The following is a 15,139-nucleotide window of genomic DNA, read 5'->3' on the forward strand; positions in this document are numbered from 1 at the left end:
CTCCATCAATCCGCACAAACTTTGTCATCCGTTCCCGTTGGCAGAGTCCTCTCGCGAGGAATAACGGGAATCTCGATCATTCCGTGGACCGCTGAGACGCCAGACTTGTGGGTAATTGAAAGGTCCACCGCACGCATACATGATATGAGCAGGGAATCAGCTTGGAATACCACAAATGGGTGAGAGGCTAAGGTGCGTATTGCTACCGCTGAAAATAACGAGCACGGCCTGCACTGAGATTCCTCAACTTAGGGGGCCTACTCAACGGCGCACCGAATTCGCCATGTTCGCTCGGCGAAGGTCCGCACCATCCAAGACCTGCCGCTGTTGGCGCGACCTGTCGAACGATTCAATGACGGGAGCGTGCTCGTAAACGCCCACTTATCGAGTGTTGGTGCGCTTGCGCCTCAGTTCGGATCGGAAGCCTCGTAGACCACCACCGCAGCGGCCAAGTCCTCCAGCGCGGTACCCACAGCCTTGAAGACGGTCCGCCCGTCACTCTCGGCTCGTCCCGGAATCCTGCCCGCGGCCAAATCGGCCAACTCCCCTGCCACATCTGCGGCGGCGAACACGCCGCGCGACATGGGCCCGAGCAGTTCACCGCTCTTCTGCAACGCTTCTTGCGTATCGACAAACAGACGCGCGCCAGCAAAGCAGGCATCGTCGGCCTCGCGCATCTGCGGCGTGAAGCTGCCGATCAGGTCGAGGTGGCTGCGCGGCCGCAGCCACGCGCCCTGCACAAGCGGCTGCGTGGCGAGCGTGGCGCAGCTCACGATGTCGACATCATTCACCGCCTTGGCGAGGTCCGGCGCGACGGCCGCCTCGATGTTCTGCGCGCACAGCCGTGCGGCGAGTACCTTCGCTGCAGATTCGTCGCGGTCCCACACCACTACGCGTTCGATGGGACGCACGGCACGGTAGGCCTCGGGAATAAGACTGCCGACACGCCCGCAGCCGACGACCAGCAGACTGCGCGCATCGGTAGGCGCGAGATAGGAGGCTGCCAGGGCCGATGCGGCAGCAGTGCGCCGCGAAGTGATCTCGTTGCCGTCGATCTGCGCCAGCGGCTCGCCCGTGCTTGCGTCGTACAGCACATAGGTCGAGAACAGTCCGGGCAGGCCGCGCTGCGCGTTGTCCGGGAAGATGGTCACGGTCTTGATGCCCAGGTAGCGGTCGTGCTGCCACGCCGGCATGACCAGCACGGTGCGGGGCGGGTCGTCCGCCCCGGCCTGGAGCGAATGCGTGTGCCGTAAAGGCACCTCGCAGCCAGCGACGAACTTCTCCCGAAGTGCCGGGATCAGGCGGTCGAAGGGCAGCGCACGGCGAGTGCTTTCCGTATCGATGATTTTCATAAGGTTGCGGATGGAATCAAGTGGATGGAAGGGCCCGCAGTCATGCCTCGAGCACCACGTCTTCGAGGGGTACGGCTTGGCAGGTCAGGCACATGGCCAGGTCTTCAGGCTCGCTGCCGTGCAGGTGGCGGACCTTGCCGGCCAGCAGGCGCACGGCGCAGCTCTCGCATTGGCCCACGCGGCAGCCGCTGGCCATCTGCAGGCCGAGCGATTCGCCAAAAGTCAGGAGCGTGCCCTGTCTGGGCGTCCACGTCGCGGGGGCGTGGCCCGAGCGCGCGAAGCTGACGGTGAAGTGCTGGTCGCCGTCGGTGGGCGGCGCGGTGGGCGAGCGGAACACTTCGCTGAAGATGTCGAAGCGCGGAACGCCCCGCGCCATCAACCCGTCGGTCACGGCGTCCATCATGGCGGGTGGTCCGCACATGTAGAAACGGGCGCGCTGCGCGATCAGCGCATCGTCCACCACGCTCGCGTCGATGTAGCGGTTCGACTGGTAGTCGATGCCCAGGCGCTCCTGCGGCCGTGGTGCGTTGTAGTGGTCAACGACCCGCAACTGCGGCAGACGCGCGCGGTGCTGCGCAATGCGCTCGCGAAAAGCGTGGGTCACGCCGTTCTGGTTGGCGTAGTAGAGCCAGATTGCTGGCCCCTGCGCACCGTCGGGCAGCGATTCGAGCAGGCTGATGAAGGGCGTGATGCCGATGCCGCCCGCGAAGAAGACCAGCGGTTGCGGCGAGTGGCGCGGCAGCACGAAGCCGCCTGACGGCGCACGTAGCGCGAGGGTGTCGCCAACCCTCAGCGCGCGGTGCAGATGGCTCGACACGCGCCCCTCGTGCGGCGTGCCGTCGGCCGAGTGGCCGCGCTGGTGGCGCACGGCCACGCTGTAGCTGCGCCGGCCCGGCACCTCGGCCGCGCCCGTGAGCGAGTAGGCGCGTGTGACTTGCGTGCCGTCGTCGAGATGCAATTGCATCTCGACGTGCTGACCGGGGCGGTAGTCGGGCAGCTTGCCGTCGTCGACCGGCTCGAAGTGGATGCCCTGCACACCATCGGCCTCGGGCCGCAGCTCGCTGATGCGGAAGGGACGGTAGCCGGGCCACTTGCGCTGCCGAGTCTCGGTAGCCGGGTCGCGTTCGATGTCGCAGAGAAAGGAGCGGTGCGGCACCGAGCCGCTCACCGGGTCGCGGCTGTCGGCGGATATCAGCGCGTTGAAGTTGCTGCCCAGCGCGCCTTCGACCGGCAGGCCGTCGCGGTCGAGCTCGGGGCAGCCCTGCCACCAGCCGAACTCGGCCACGATGACGTCGTCCGCCAGATGGGGCGTGACGCGTGCGACGAAGCGGGCCTCGCCCACACGCGTGCGGATGCGCATCCAGTCGCCGTCCACGATGCCCTTTGCGGCCGCCAGCGCGGGGCTCAACTCGGCCACCGGATCGGGCGCGCGCTTGCGCAGCGAAGGCAGACTGCGGTGCTGGCTGTGGCAATAGAAGCCGTTCTTGGCCGAACTCAGCACATAGGGAAAGCGGCCCTGACGCGTGGCCTTCGCATCGCGCGGCGTGTCGGCCGGTTCGATGAAGGTGGCGACCGGCGGCTGGCCGTGGCGCAGCAGGGTTTCGGAGTAGAGCTCGACACGGCGCGTCGGGGTGTCGAAGCCGCGCACGCCGGTGGGCGTGGCGCGGGCGTATTTCTGCTCGCTTGCGTCGATGGCGCAGGCAATGCCTTCAGGCCGGGCGCGCAACTGGTCGACCGTGAGGCCGAGCGGCTCGAGAATGTGGTTCCAGCCAGCATCGAGACTGCCGCCGAAGAAGCCGTCACCCATGCCAAGGCGGGTGGCCAGATCGAACAGCACATCGTTGTCGGCGCGCGATTCGCCGCGCGGCGCAACCATGCGCTGGCGCAACTGCACCCAACCGGCCGCGCGGTCGTCGATCTCGAAGCCGATGCGCAGGCCTTCGCGCTCCCATGGCGTATTGACCGGCAGCAGGATGTCGGCGTACCGGGCGGCGGGTGTTTCGAACAAGTCGCAGTGCACGTGGAATTCGAGCTGCGACAGCGCCCGGTACGCGAGCGCGGTGTCGGCCTGCGACACGGGCAGGTTGGTGCCGAAGGCCATCATCGCGCGCACCCTGTAAGGCTCGCCTTCGAGAATCGCGCGGTAGGTGTCGCGCGCCGTCACCCAGCCGTGCGCGGGGGGGCCGATCGGGCGCTCCGCCAGACCGAGCGCCTTTGCGCGCTGCGCGTCAGGCAGCAGTGAAAGTGCGTTGACGGCGTTGACGCGCGGACCGACGCGAACGCGGTTCGCGCCGATGCGGTCGAAGCTGCCGCACAGCGCATACAGCGTGGCGACCGCGCGTTCGGCTTGTGTGGCGTTGGTGTGCTGGCCGATGCCAGTCCAGGCGTGATAGGCCACGCGGCGGCAAGTGCCGAAAAGGTCAGCGACCGCGCGCAACGAGGCTTCAGCAACGCCGGTGATGCGTTCGACATCCGGCGGCGTATAAGCGGCGCAGCCTTGGGCCAGCAGCTCGAAAGCCGGAGCGCACGACAGGCGATGTGCGCCCACATCGATCTCGACCGCGCCGCGCAGGCGAAAGTGGGCTGCGTCCTGGTCTTGCGCCGCCTGCGCGGTGTCATAAGGCACCGCGCAGGCGAGCGCGTCGTTCCACGCCACGAAGCGGTTGCCCTCCGCATCGGGCCACAGGTCCTGCTCGCGCAGGAAGTGTCCGTTGTCGCCGCGCACCAGCAACGGGGCATTGGTCCAAGCGCGCACGAAGTCTTCGTCGAAGCGCGCGTCCGCGATCAGCAGGTGGATCAGCCCCAGCGCCAGTGCCGCATCGGTGCCGGGCCGCACGGGCAACCAAGTGTCGGCCTGCCGCGCGAGCGCCGTGGGGCGCGGATCGATCACCACCATCTTCGCCCCGTTCGCGCGGCCTCGGCCGATGGCATTGGCCTGTGCCAGCCAGGTGTTCGCGGGGTTGTGACCCCACAGCACGATCAGTTCGGCCTGCGCGTAGTCGGCCGCGGGCATGCCGCAGCCGAAGGTGAAGGCGTGCGCGAAGTCCTTGTGCCAGTTGCAGACCTCGGTTGCGTAGCAGATGTTGGGGCTGCCGAAGAGGCGCACGAAGCGCTCGATCCAATCGATGCTGTCCGTCAGTGGTGTGCCGCTGGGCGTGGTCACGGCGAACACCACCGACTCGGCGCCGCTCTCGGCCTTGATGGTGCCCAGGCGCTGCGCGGTCTCGGCCAGCGCCTCGTCCCAGCCGATGCGCACCCAGCCCGGATCCGCTTCGGTCTTGGGCCTGGTGCGGCGCATCGGGTAGCGCAGGCGGTGCGGGCTGTGCACAAGCTCGGGCGCGGCCTTGCCCTTTATGCACATCGCCTGGCCGGTGGGGTGCGAGGCGTCGGGCCGCACCGACACCAGCATGTCGCCGCGCACCTCGTTGAGCGTGCCGCAGCGCGAACGGCAGAGCGTGCAGTAGCCCTGCTTGGTTTGCGTTGCCGCCGTCGTCGTCACTTGCATCCGGAACCTGCGCGACTCAAGGAATCACCGGCGCGACATAGCTCAGCGTGCGACCGAAGAACCAGAGCATGAAGAGCACCAGCGGCGCATGCACCAGCAATTGCAGGAAAGTAAAGCCCACGATGTCGCGTGCCTTCAGCGAGAGCACGCCCAGCAGCGGCAGCATCCAGAACGGGTTGATCAGGTTGGGCAGCGCCTCGGCCGCGTTGTAGACCTGCACGGCCCAGCCCAGGTGTACCTTTAGGTCGTTGGCCGCCTGCATGACGTAGGGCGCCTCGATGATCCACTTGCCGCCACCCGAGGGAATGAAGAAGCCCAGCACGGCGGAATACGCCCCCATCACCACGGCGAAACTGTCGACGTTGGAGATGTTCACGAACAGGTGCGCGATGCGGTCCGACAGCGTGATGCCTCCGTCGCCCTTGGCGGCGGTCAGCATGGCCGCGATGGCACCGTACAGCGGGAACTGGATGATCACGCCCGCCGTCGACGGCACCGAACGCGACACCGCGTCGAGAAAGCTGCGCGGGCGCCAGTGCAGCAGCAGCCCGATCATGAGGAACAGCAGGTTGTAGGTGTTGAGGCCCGAGATCGCGATCAGCGGGCTTTTGACCATGAACTCCTGCGCCAGCCAGCCGAAGCCCAGCGCGCACAGGAGCAGCGTGAGCAACGGGCTGCGTTCGAACCACTCGCCGGGGCGGCGCCCGGCGGACTCGGGGGGCGCCGGCTTCGCTTCCGCGAGATCTACGCCCAGGTCCTGCGCCGTGACCGCGTGCTTCGCGTCGGGCGCCGACCACAGTGCGATGGCCACCGACACGACGATCAACACCAGTGCCATGACGACCGACTGCCACAGAAAGATGGTCTGGCTGAACGGGATCACGCCGGTGATGTCAAGAATGCTCTTGGGCAGACTGCTGGCGTTGGCCTGCAACTGCGCCGCCGACGAGCTGAGCCCCAACGCCCAGGTCGCGCCCATGCCGAGGTAGGCGGCCGCGCCGCCGGCACGGTAGTCCATGCGCAGGTCGAGGCGGCCGGCCAGCGCGCGCACATAGAGCGCGCTGAAGATCAGCGAAATGCCCCAGTTAAAGAGCGACAGGATCATGCTGATCGCCGCCACGTACGCGATGGCCTGGCGCCCCGACACGGGCAATGCGGCCAGCTTGCGGATGAGTCGCGCGGCCGGCGGCGAGATCGCCACCACGTAGCCGCCGATGGCCACCAGCGCCATCTGCATCGTGAAAACAATCAGGCTCCAGAAGCCATCGCCGAAGGACTTGGCCACCGCCTGCGGGCTCGATCCGTTGAGCAGCGCGGCGCCCGCGACCACCACCACGGCGATGGCCGCGAACACGAAGGCGTCGGGAAACCAGCGCTCGGCCCAGGCTGTGAAGCGCAGGCCCAGACGGCTCAACAGCCCAGCATCGGCCGGGGCGTCTTGGGGTAGAGGAGGGTGGGCGCCGGAGCCGGCGGAAGTCTGTGATGTCGATGGCATAGGTTTCTCCTGCTGCTGCTGCTGCTGCTGGAACTGTGGGCGTCCTCGTCACACGCCTGACACGGCGTGCTGCTCGGATGTTATGAATTGCCATCGACAATTCATAATCTCTATTTTCAATAGAGCGATATAGGGTGTATCTATGTCGATAACGATCAAGCAACTGCAACACTTCGTGGCTGCTGCGCACACGGGACAGGTGTCCCGCGCGGCCCAGCGCTGCTATGTGAGTCAGCCGTCGCTGACCACTTCGCTCAAGAACCTGGAGTCCACGCTGAAGGTGCAGCTCTTTACGCGGCACTCCGACGGGCTGCGGCTCACGGTGCAGGGCGAGGGCTTTCTTCGGCACGCGGAGCACATGCTGCACACGCTCGAGGCGGCGGTGGAGGAAACGCGTAACTCGGTGTCCTCGGTCGAGGGGCGGGTGCAGATCGCCATCACCGACACCGTGTCCGAATACATGCTGCCGAAGATCATCGGCGCGATGCGCAGGCAACTGCCGCTGGTCGAGTTCGAGCCCGTGGAGCGCAACCGGCTCGAGATCGAGGATGGCCTGCGCAGCGGCGAGTTTGACCTGGCCGTGGTACTGGTGTCGAACCTCTCTCGCGCGCCGGACATCCGGCGCGAGAACCTGCTGAAGTCGCAGCGCCGCCTGTGGACGTCGTTCGACCATCCGCTGGTGGCGCAGAAGTCGGTGTCGCTGCGTGAGATCGCGCAGTTGCCCTTCGTGCTGCTGGACATGGACGAGCACGTGGACACCGTTGGCCGCTACTGGGGTGCGATGAAACTCAAGCCCAAGGTGGTGTTCCGCACCAAATCGATCGAGGCCGTGCGCAGCCTCGTTGCACAGAACGTGGGTGTGACTATCTTGTCAGATCTGGTGTTTCGCCCTTGGTCGCACGACGGCGGGCGCATCCGCAGGACGGTGATGTCGAGCGCGGTGCCCTCGATGGACCTGGGGCTGGCCTACCGGCGCGGGGCCGTTCTTTCCGAGGCCACTGCAGCCTCCGCGAGTACCTTGCGGTTGCTGGCCAAGACGCTGACGAGAGAGTCACAACCGCGTATGGGCGACGAGCCGCAGTAGATTTCGAGTTTGGTCACTTCCGCCACCGGCGGTCACAGCTTTCGCTCCGCCAGAGTTCGTGTCCTGGCACCAGTGACCAGTCCCATTTGTATGGACTCCGCTGGAGGCGCGGCGAGGGCGAGGCCACTTTCATGATCCGATCAGATACCGCAAGACTAGCAGCACGGGAGACTTCCAGAATACTGGGCATGAACAACCAGCGCTCTGCCGTTTTTGCGGCGTTTGTATCGGTTCACAAGATGTCCGGTTCGCGCCGCTCATCGCGAGGGGCGTTCCGTCACTGTGAAGATGCCGCGCCGCTCCTGCTGAACGTGTTGCCAAAACTGAGAAAACATGACGTCGCAATTTGAACTGACCCCGACCAACAAGAAACCCCGGCGCAAGCACAGCGTTTTGCCAAAACCGAGCTCGCACCGCTGCTGGCGCGCATGCGTTGCCAACCATTCCATCAAGTAGTCCCATTGTTGCGCCTCCGAGCTCAATTGATCATGCGACCGTTGGAGGTCTTCAAAAGCTGTGCGATTAGGGAACGTCTTATATGGGCGCCTCCCGGATCGCAAGTAACTCGTGGATGTGAAGAAGCAGGAGGCAGGGCTGCAGTCTTATATCCGGCCTGTTGTGCAGGCGGATATGCCTGCTGGCCCTGATGGTTTTCGCTGACAAGGTTCCCATCTGAACATCGAGCTTGGTGCTCTCGTTCCCTATCGGAGTGTCCTCGTCCCGGTCCGACCTGTCTGGCCCATCACACGCGTGGTCGCTTGCTCTCCTTTAAATCGGGTGCAAAGACTTCCCTGTCAGTGCGATGCCTGCCAGGCCTCGGGCCGCCAGGCTTGTCCGCGCGCCAGCACCGCCCAGATCGTTCGCGCCAACTTGTTCGCGACCGCGGCGACAGCCACGCTGTACGGTCGGCGCTGCAACAGAGCTGCCAGCCATGGCCATGTCGAGCTGTCCTTTGCTCTGATCACGACGGCTCGAGCGACTACTACCCCAGTGGCTGTAGAGAAATTGAGGCAGCAGGATTGGCGGTTGCATCGGGTGTATGGAGGACTCGCGTACCGTGCACGCCGGATCTGGCAAGCAGAGGATTGCCCCCAAAAATGAGCAGCTGCATTTCATTGCGACTGACTAGTCGAGAGCATTCCTCTTTGTAAATAATCCCCACATCGTAGTTTCTTGATGATGCGCATGCCTGTGTTGTCCGTAGAGCCGATTTTTGTGACAAGGACAGCAGCGAATGCAGATGCCGACTTTTGGCGATAGTGAAGGCGCAGTGTGCGAGCACCATTACCGGCCGAGGAATCGCTGGCTTTGCGTTGATCGGCGTCGTGATCGCGATGGTGATCGTGGCCGTTCCTGCGGCGATCACCACACGCAACTATCGCGACGATGTGCTGCGCGATCAGTTCGGGGGTGGCATCGTCGCCCGATTTTTAGTCCCATGGCCTTTCACTGCACGGTGGTCTTCCTCAGCCTGCTGATCACGGGCACCCCTGCAGCCTGTCGAGGCAGAGCCGGGCGTATGCCGACAACTATCGGGACCGGCAAATTGATCCTGCCGTCGCTGGTTGCACGCTATATGGTGATCCCCTGGGCCATGCAGGACCTGCGCCTCGTCAGTGTCGGCAGACGCGCGCGCTGCCGGTGGCCGCATCTCTGTTCATCACAGGTATGGGCGTAGGCTGGGGCGAGGTGATCGCAACGGACGGCCTCATCGCCATTCCGCCACTGGTCTTCACCTTCGCGGCGGCTCGACAAATTCCCACAGGACTGACCGCGAGTGCGGTGAAAGGATGATCCCCATGAAACGACGCGACATGCTGGCGCACACAACGCTGGCCGTTTTCGGCGCCAGCCTGCCGCTGGCCTCTACCCGCGCACAAGACCGATTCTCACGTTACCGCGGACAGGTCGTGAGAATGAGTATTCCGGTGCATCCGCACTACGATGCGATGCTCGAACTGCTACCGGTGTTCACACGCGAGAGCGGCATCAAGGTCGAGGTTGACCGGTTACCGATCCCGAAAATGAAGGAAAGACAACTCGCTGAGCTCGCCAAGCCGCAGAGCATTTTCGATCTGGCATGCTACGTGGTCATGTGGAAGAGCGAGTACGTCCGCAAGAACCTCGTGCACGAACTCGACACGTTTCTGAAGAACCCAGCTCTCGCGGATCCGGCTTTCGACATGGCGGACATCGCGCCCAACTACTTGGAGAATTTGGGACTGGTTGGCGGCTGGCGCGGCTACCTTGCGGGACCGACGGCGAAACTCTACGGACTGCCCTACGGCGCGGAGACATCGATTCTCGCCTACCGCACCGACATCTTCGCGAAGCACGGGCTCGTTGTGCCTGCCACGTATTTCGAGCTCGAGCACCTGCTGCCGTTGCTGCGCGACAAGTCCGGCATCGGCGCACTGAGTTCGCGTGGGCGGGTGGGCCATCAGTGTGTGCATGCATGGCTGCTACACCTCAATCCGATCGGTGGCAAGGTATTCAACCTCGATTGGTCGGCGCGCGCCAACGATGCCAAGGGTCTGCGTGCGCTGGAGTTGCTGAAGTTGGTGATCGAAACCGGACCGAAGGACGCCGTCGAATTCGATCAGTCGGCCATGATGAACGCTTTCCTGCAAGGCGAAGCCGCGATGTACCTCGATTCGACCGTGATCTTCGGTGCCGTGCGCGACCCGCAGCAATCGAAGATCGTCGGCAAAGTCGCATATGCGCGGCACCCGAAAGCCTATGTCCATGCCTCGCAGTCGGGTGGCCTCGGCCTCGCGATTCCTCGCACCGCAAGGAATGCCGAGGCTGGCTTCCTGCTGATGCAGTGGCTGACCTCAAAAGCGCAGGACAAGGCGGTGTGCCGCTTGGGCGGCGCACCCACGCGGCTGTCGACGCTCCAGGACGAGGCGTTGACGCGGCAGTACCCGGAGTATCTGACAATGCGTTCGCAGATTCAGGATGCCTCGCCCGATTGGCGGCCGATCATCGCGGAGTGGGACGAGATCAACACGCAAGCGCTAGGCACGAGTATCGGCGATGCGCTGCACGGCAAGGTTTCATCGCAGCAGGCACTTGACGGTGCGAACCAGAAGATCGCAGCCATCATGCGCCGCAGCGGCTACAAAGGTTGACCATTCGTACGCTTCGAAGTGAGCCTATTGCCCGGTGTTTCCTTTCCTCTCTTCTCAGGTGAGGCGGCCGACCAATACTGTCTCAGTATCCGGGCGTTCTTGCTGGTCAAGGCAAGTGCCGCTTCTGCCACCCAGATCTTTTTCTCAAGCGAACTACCCATTGCGATATTGGTCGCTTCGCTTATCGGCAGGCAGTTCGGGAACCTCGACCGTGGAGCCGAAATTGAGCAGCAGACTGTTAATCTTACTGTGTCATAAATGAAATAATGCGATCCTCTCGTCTTCGCACCGGAGGATTGATGAATGCAGCAGAGCGCTTCGATAGCTACCTGGAGCACTTGAGCGCAGGCTTGGGTCACATGGACCGGCACGCCGGCCTTCGTGGTTACTGCACGGGCCTGATGCTCCCCCTGTCGCGCAAGAGCGTGGAGCCCATGGCCGCGCGGGTGGATCCGACGCATGCCAGCGCGCGGCACCGAGCACTGCATCACTTCGTGGCCAAGGCCGAGTGGTCTGACACGCAGATGCTCCGTCGCGTGTGTCAATGGGTGATGCCCAGGATGGACTTCAGCCAGGGCGGCTGGTGGATCATCGACGACACCGAGTTCCCGAAGAAGGGGTGCCATTCGGTCGGGGTCACGCGCCAGTACTGCGGGATGCTGGGCAAGCAGGACAACTGCCAGGTGGCCGTGAGCATCTCGCTTGCAAGCAACCAGGGCAGCCTGCCCGTGGCTTGGCAGTTGTACCTGCCCGAGGATTGGGCGTCAGATCCTGAACGTCGCGCCAAGGCCGGCGTTCCCGATGAAGTGCGCTTCGCCACGAAGACGCAGATCGCGCTGCAGCAATTGCGTACGCTGCTGGATGAAGGCGCGCCGCGCCATTGCGTGCTGGCCGATGCTGGCTACGGCGTGGACAACGCTTTTCGTCAGGCGCTCAGCGATATGGGCTTGCTCTATGCGGTAGGTGTCACATCTGCCGTTGTGGTCTGGCCGCCTGGCGTTCAGCCGCTGCCACCCCAGCCTTACAGCGGCATGGGCCGACTGCCAGTGATGCCCAGGCGCACGGCGGCACTGCATGAGCGTCAAGGCATTGGCGCAGTCCCTGCCAAGCCGAGCGTTCCAGAACATCAGTTGGCGCGAGGGAACCAACGACACACTGAACGGCCGCTTTGCGGCCGTGCGGGTGCGCCACGCCGGCGGCAATACGGGCAAGGCACGCCTGCGTCCCGAGCAGTGGCTGCTCATCGAGTGGCCGGCAAGCGACGCTGAACCGAGCAAGTACTTCCTGTCCACCTTGCCAGAGGACACGCCGATCAACGAGTTGGTCGACGTGGCCCATCAGCGCTGGCGCATCGAGCGCGACTACCAGGATCTGAAGCAGGACTTCGGTCTCGGCCATTACGAGGGCCGAGGTTGGCGAGGGTTCCACCACCATGCCGCCTTGAGCATCGCGGCCTACGGGTTCCTGATGGCTGAACGCCTCGTCGCCGACAAGTCTGTCGGCGGTAAAAAAACTTCATCGAACGCCAGGTGCCTGCCGTTCCCGAGGATTACGTCCCCCGCGGAAGTCCTGCGCGCGCAGCGCCACGTGGCGACGTCGATCACGACACTGCGCCATCGACTGAGCTACCAACTGATCGCTCGTCTCGGGCAGTGCCCCTGCTGCGGAAGGGCGGGCGTAAAGCTACTCTTGTGACACAGTAAGACTAGAACTCGGGTTTTCGATTTAGCAGGTCGAAAGCAGCAAAATTTTTTGCACTGCCTCCTCAACAGTAACTTCAGCCGTGTCGATTTTAACGTCGGGCGATTGCGGGATTTCGTAGGGGGCATCCCAGCCTGTTAGTTGGCATAATTGACCTTGACGCGCGCGCGCGTACAGTCCCTTGGGATCGCGCGCGATGCAGGTCGTCAGACTGCTGCTTACATGCACTTCGAAGAATTGGTGTGGCTGGAACAGTGCACGCACCAGCCCTCGATCTTTCGAGTATGGAGAAATGGCCGTGACAATCACGATCAATCCGGCGTCGACGATGCTGTGCGCCAGGTAGCCGAGGCGGCGCACGTTTTCGCTGCGGTCGGCTTGGCTGAATTTCAGATCGGCATTTAGTCCTTGTCGGGCGACATCGGCATCGACAACATAGGCGTGTTTCCCGTTTTGCCAGAGGCTCAACTCCAGCGCGCTGGCAATGGTGCTCTTGCCCGCACCAGATAGCCCCGTCAGCCAAAAGCATGCAGGGCTTTGCTTCAGCCGCGCTGCACGGTCATCTGGCCCAATCGCTCGGGACAACGGTACGGTGTGGATTGCATCGGGGAGCATGGTATTCCTTTCGCTGTTTCAGGTTGGGGCGGACGCTGCAAGCGGGTGCAGACGCGCCTTGCAGGCCATTCAATAGGCAGCGCGCGTCAGCGCACGCCAGCCGGATCACGCCGCTCAAAACTCGTCAGAGCCGACCGAATCGCTCTATACCATTTTGGAATTTGTGAGATCTGCGTACTCGAGTGCAAACAGTTTGCGCGCCCGGTTTTGGCCATCAATTCGAAGTCACCATAACGGGTCGCAAGGCGATGCATCATTTCTGCCGCTTTGACCTCGATGTCCGGCTCGTCGAGGACAACGCCATTCAGTCCATTTGTGATTTGCGTTTTCAGACCAAAGGCGGACGACACCACAACTGGTTTTCCTCGGAACAAGGCCTCCGTTGTTGTCAGCCCGAAGCCCTCTTCGCGGGAGAGCTGGAATACCCCATGCGCGCTCTGTTGTAGCCGACCGACAATTTCGGCATTCGCGTCGTTGTCCTTCATCGAGACACAGGCCAGGTACACGCGCAGCCGCACCTGCTTGGGTAATTGGGAGCACAGGGTCACACATTGCTCGAAATACGCCCGCCCTTCCGGATCGTCAGCAACGGCCATGGGATCCGGTCCAGCGATCACCAGACGCATATCGGACACCTCGTCGAACGCCGCCGTCATGAAGCGCTCGAAGGCAGCAATGATCCGGTCAATACCTTTCAGTCCATCCCACCTGGATACGTGCAAAAAATACCGCGAGTCGAGAATGTTCTGAAGTGTTGGGCCGGGCTCTGAATCGCAGTTGTTAAACAAAACCAAATTTTCCAGCGACTGGCCAACTGGCCCCGTATGGTTGCGGTTCTTGCTTGAGAACGGACTGATCGATGGCTGGATAATGTCTATAGGGCGGCTTGTTTCAAAGGCATATCTCTTATTGCTTAAGACAATGCGCTCAAATGGATGGAGATATTCCCCCAAAAGCTGCCATATTTTGTCGACCGTAGAGGTCTGTTCAGGGTAGCCGATATGGCATCGCCAGATGGCTGGGTGCGGATGAGAATCCAGAAACTGTGATACAGCACAAAGAGGCTGAGGATCATGAGTAACCAGAAAATCATCAGGCTCGATGATTCTCTCCAGCTCCATGGCGCCTTGATTTGATTCCGCCAAGTAGTGCGGCAACAATTCATTCAGGCCTACCGCCGCGGCGTTGTGAAGGGAATTGTGAATTCCCTTGGTGAATTGAAAGAAATGTTCTTCTTTTGGTTTGAAGATGAGCCAGCGCGCATCAAAGCCAAGTTCTCGAAGGAGGCATATGTGGTGCGGAAGCATTTCGGCCACCCCGCCGCCGAATGCGGTGGAGTTTATATGCCAAATACAACGATTGCCGATCTTGTCTCGAGTTTCTCTGGAGGAACAAAATAGCTCAGCGAGAAGCTCCTTGTAGTCCTCGGGCTTCGCGATGTACTTTTCAAGTACCGAGCCTTCTACCAGCACCTCATCAAATAGCGGTGTGCGGCCTTGTGTTGATACTTTCATTGCGTGGCCTTTATTTTTATCTGGTCGGCAAGTTCGGCGCAGCCGCTTACAAAGGAAATCTTACGAAAATCCTCTATCCAGCCGTCGATGTCGCGGTGGCCTTTGGCATTGAGGCCGACACCGATGCAGGCGCACCCTGCAGCGATTGCCGCTTCAATTCCGGTTCGGGAGTCCTCAAAAACCAGGCATCTTTTGGGAGAGATACGCAACATGCGCAACAGCGTTTGATAGGGTTGCGGATGCGGTTTTCCCTGGCTCACGTCCTCGGCCGCAATCATGATTTTTGGGCAAGAGATTCCGACCGTCGCGAGCCGGGCAAGCGCAGAAACCCTGGCCGAAGAGGTCACGATGGATTTCCGTGCGGCAGGGATCGAGCCATAGAACTCTGCGGCGCCCCGGATCGGTTGCAGCAGTCCCATCGCCTGGATCTCGTAATTCGCAATGCGGGCTGCTTCGCGTTCGGGCGAGAGGCCGGGCGCAATCGACGCCACCAAGTCGACATCCCGGCGGGAGGCCGACATCCGCATGACGTGATCCGGAGAAATCTGCGCTTCCCGCGCCCAGCGGCGGAGTGCGCTTTCGATCACTGCCTCCGAATCCACAAGGACTCCGTCCAGATCAAAGGCCACGTGATCGTAGTCTTCGATCCGAATTTCGGTCATGGCTTCTTCCGGGGGATCTCCCAGCCACGGGACGAACCGGTGGTGGGTCTTTTTTGTTTGATCCTTCACGGCGCTGTTCC

Annotated in this window: 10 protein-coding genes and 2 pseudogenes; 5 read left to right on the plus strand and 7 right to left on the minus strand. The window is 62.7% G+C overall.

What is annotated here, in order from left to right:
* Positions 1-407: 407 nt before the first annotated feature.
* The 3 genes from lhpI to ACSFBF_RS34230 are packed head-to-tail and all read right to left on the minus strand — an operon-like array spanning position 408 to position 6,352.
* The gene (gene lhpI / locus ACSFBF_RS34220) at positions 408-1,352 is read right to left on the minus strand and encodes a bifunctional Delta(1)-pyrroline-2-carboxylate/Delta(1)-piperideine-2-carboxylate reductase (RefSeq protein ID WP_435462642.1); all 945 of its coding nucleotides are present in this window, start codon (positions 1,350-1,352) and stop codon (positions 408-410) included.
* A gap of 40 nt (positions 1,353-1,392) precedes the next feature.
* Positions 1,393-4,857: a molybdopterin-dependent oxidoreductase gene (locus tag ACSFBF_RS34225; RefSeq protein WP_435462641.1), complete on the minus strand. Its 3,465-nt coding sequence runs from the start codon at positions 4,855-4,857 to the stop codon at positions 1,393-1,395.
* Between the two features lie 16 nt (positions 4,858-4,873).
* Positions 4,874-6,352 (minus strand): short-chain fatty acid transporter, encoded by a 1,479-nt coding sequence (locus ACSFBF_RS34230; protein ID WP_435474786.1) that lies wholly within the window; start codon positions 6,350-6,352, stop codon positions 4,874-4,876.
* Positions 6,353-6,494: 142 nt separating this feature from the next.
* Here ACSFBF_RS34230 and ACSFBF_RS34235 point away from each other — a divergent pair, with 142 nt between their 5' ends.
* Both ACSFBF_RS34235 and ACSFBF_RS34240 read left to right on the plus strand, forming a co-directional pair.
* Positions 6,495-7,436, plus strand: a complete 942-nt coding sequence (locus ACSFBF_RS34235) for a LysR family transcriptional regulator (RefSeq protein WP_435462639.1) — start codon at positions 6,495-6,497, stop codon at positions 7,434-7,436.
* Between the two features lie 188 nt (positions 7,437-7,624).
* Positions 7,625-7,786: a hypothetical protein gene (locus ACSFBF_RS34240; protein WP_435462638.1), complete on the plus strand. Its 162-nt coding sequence runs from the start codon at positions 7,625-7,627 to the stop codon at positions 7,784-7,786.
* 444 nt (positions 7,787-8,230) lie between these two features.
* Here ACSFBF_RS34240 and ACSFBF_RS34245 read toward each other — a convergent pair.
* A pseudogene (locus tag ACSFBF_RS34245) lies at positions 8,231-8,413 on the minus strand (IS110 family transposase); the annotation flags it as partial.
* Between the two features lie 273 nt (positions 8,414-8,686).
* On the opposite strand from ACSFBF_RS34245, the gene ACSFBF_RS34250 reads away from it, so the two are divergent.
* From ACSFBF_RS34250 to ACSFBF_RS34260, 3 genes and pseudogenes are all read left to right on the plus strand, one after another.
* The gene (locus tag ACSFBF_RS34250; protein ID WP_435462637.1) at positions 8,687-8,914 is read left to right on the plus strand and encodes a hypothetical protein; all 228 of its coding nucleotides are present in this window, start codon (positions 8,687-8,689) and stop codon (positions 8,912-8,914) included.
* Positions 8,915-9,235: 321 nt separating this feature from the next.
* Entirely contained in the window at positions 9,236-10,567 is a 1,332-nt protein-coding gene (locus tag ACSFBF_RS34255) for an ABC transporter substrate-binding protein (RefSeq protein WP_435462636.1), read from the plus strand.
* Between the two features lie 299 nt (positions 10,568-10,866).
* Positions 10,867-12,270 (plus strand): annotated as a pseudogene (locus ACSFBF_RS34260) (IS701 family transposase).
* Between the two features lie 22 nt (positions 12,271-12,292).
* Here the strand turns inward: ACSFBF_RS34260 and cysC are convergent.
* The 3 genes from cysC to ACSFBF_RS34275 all read right to left on the minus strand — a co-directional run bounded on the left by cysC (position 12,293) and on the right by ACSFBF_RS34275 (position 15,128).
* A complete protein-coding gene (gene cysC, locus ACSFBF_RS34265) occupies positions 12,293-12,883 on the minus strand; it encodes an adenylyl-sulfate kinase (protein WP_435462635.1) in 591 nt (196 codons plus the stop codon).
* An 86-nt stretch (positions 12,884-12,969) separates the two neighbouring features.
* The gene (locus tag ACSFBF_RS34270; protein WP_435462634.1) at positions 12,970-14,397 is read right to left on the minus strand and encodes a glycosyltransferase; all 1,428 of its coding nucleotides are present in this window, start codon (positions 14,395-14,397) and stop codon (positions 12,970-12,972) included.
* A complete protein-coding gene (locus tag ACSFBF_RS34275; RefSeq protein WP_435462633.1) occupies positions 14,394-15,128 on the minus strand; it encodes an HAD-IA family hydrolase in 735 nt (244 codons plus the stop codon). Before ACSFBF_RS34275 ends, ACSFBF_RS34270 begins: the two co-directional genes overlap by 4 nt.
* Positions 15,129-15,139: the final 11 nt, after the last annotated feature.

This window comes from Variovorax nivicola, assembly GCF_051216475.1.
Taxonomy (GTDB): domain Bacteria; phylum Pseudomonadota; class Gammaproteobacteria; order Burkholderiales; family Burkholderiaceae_C; genus Variovorax.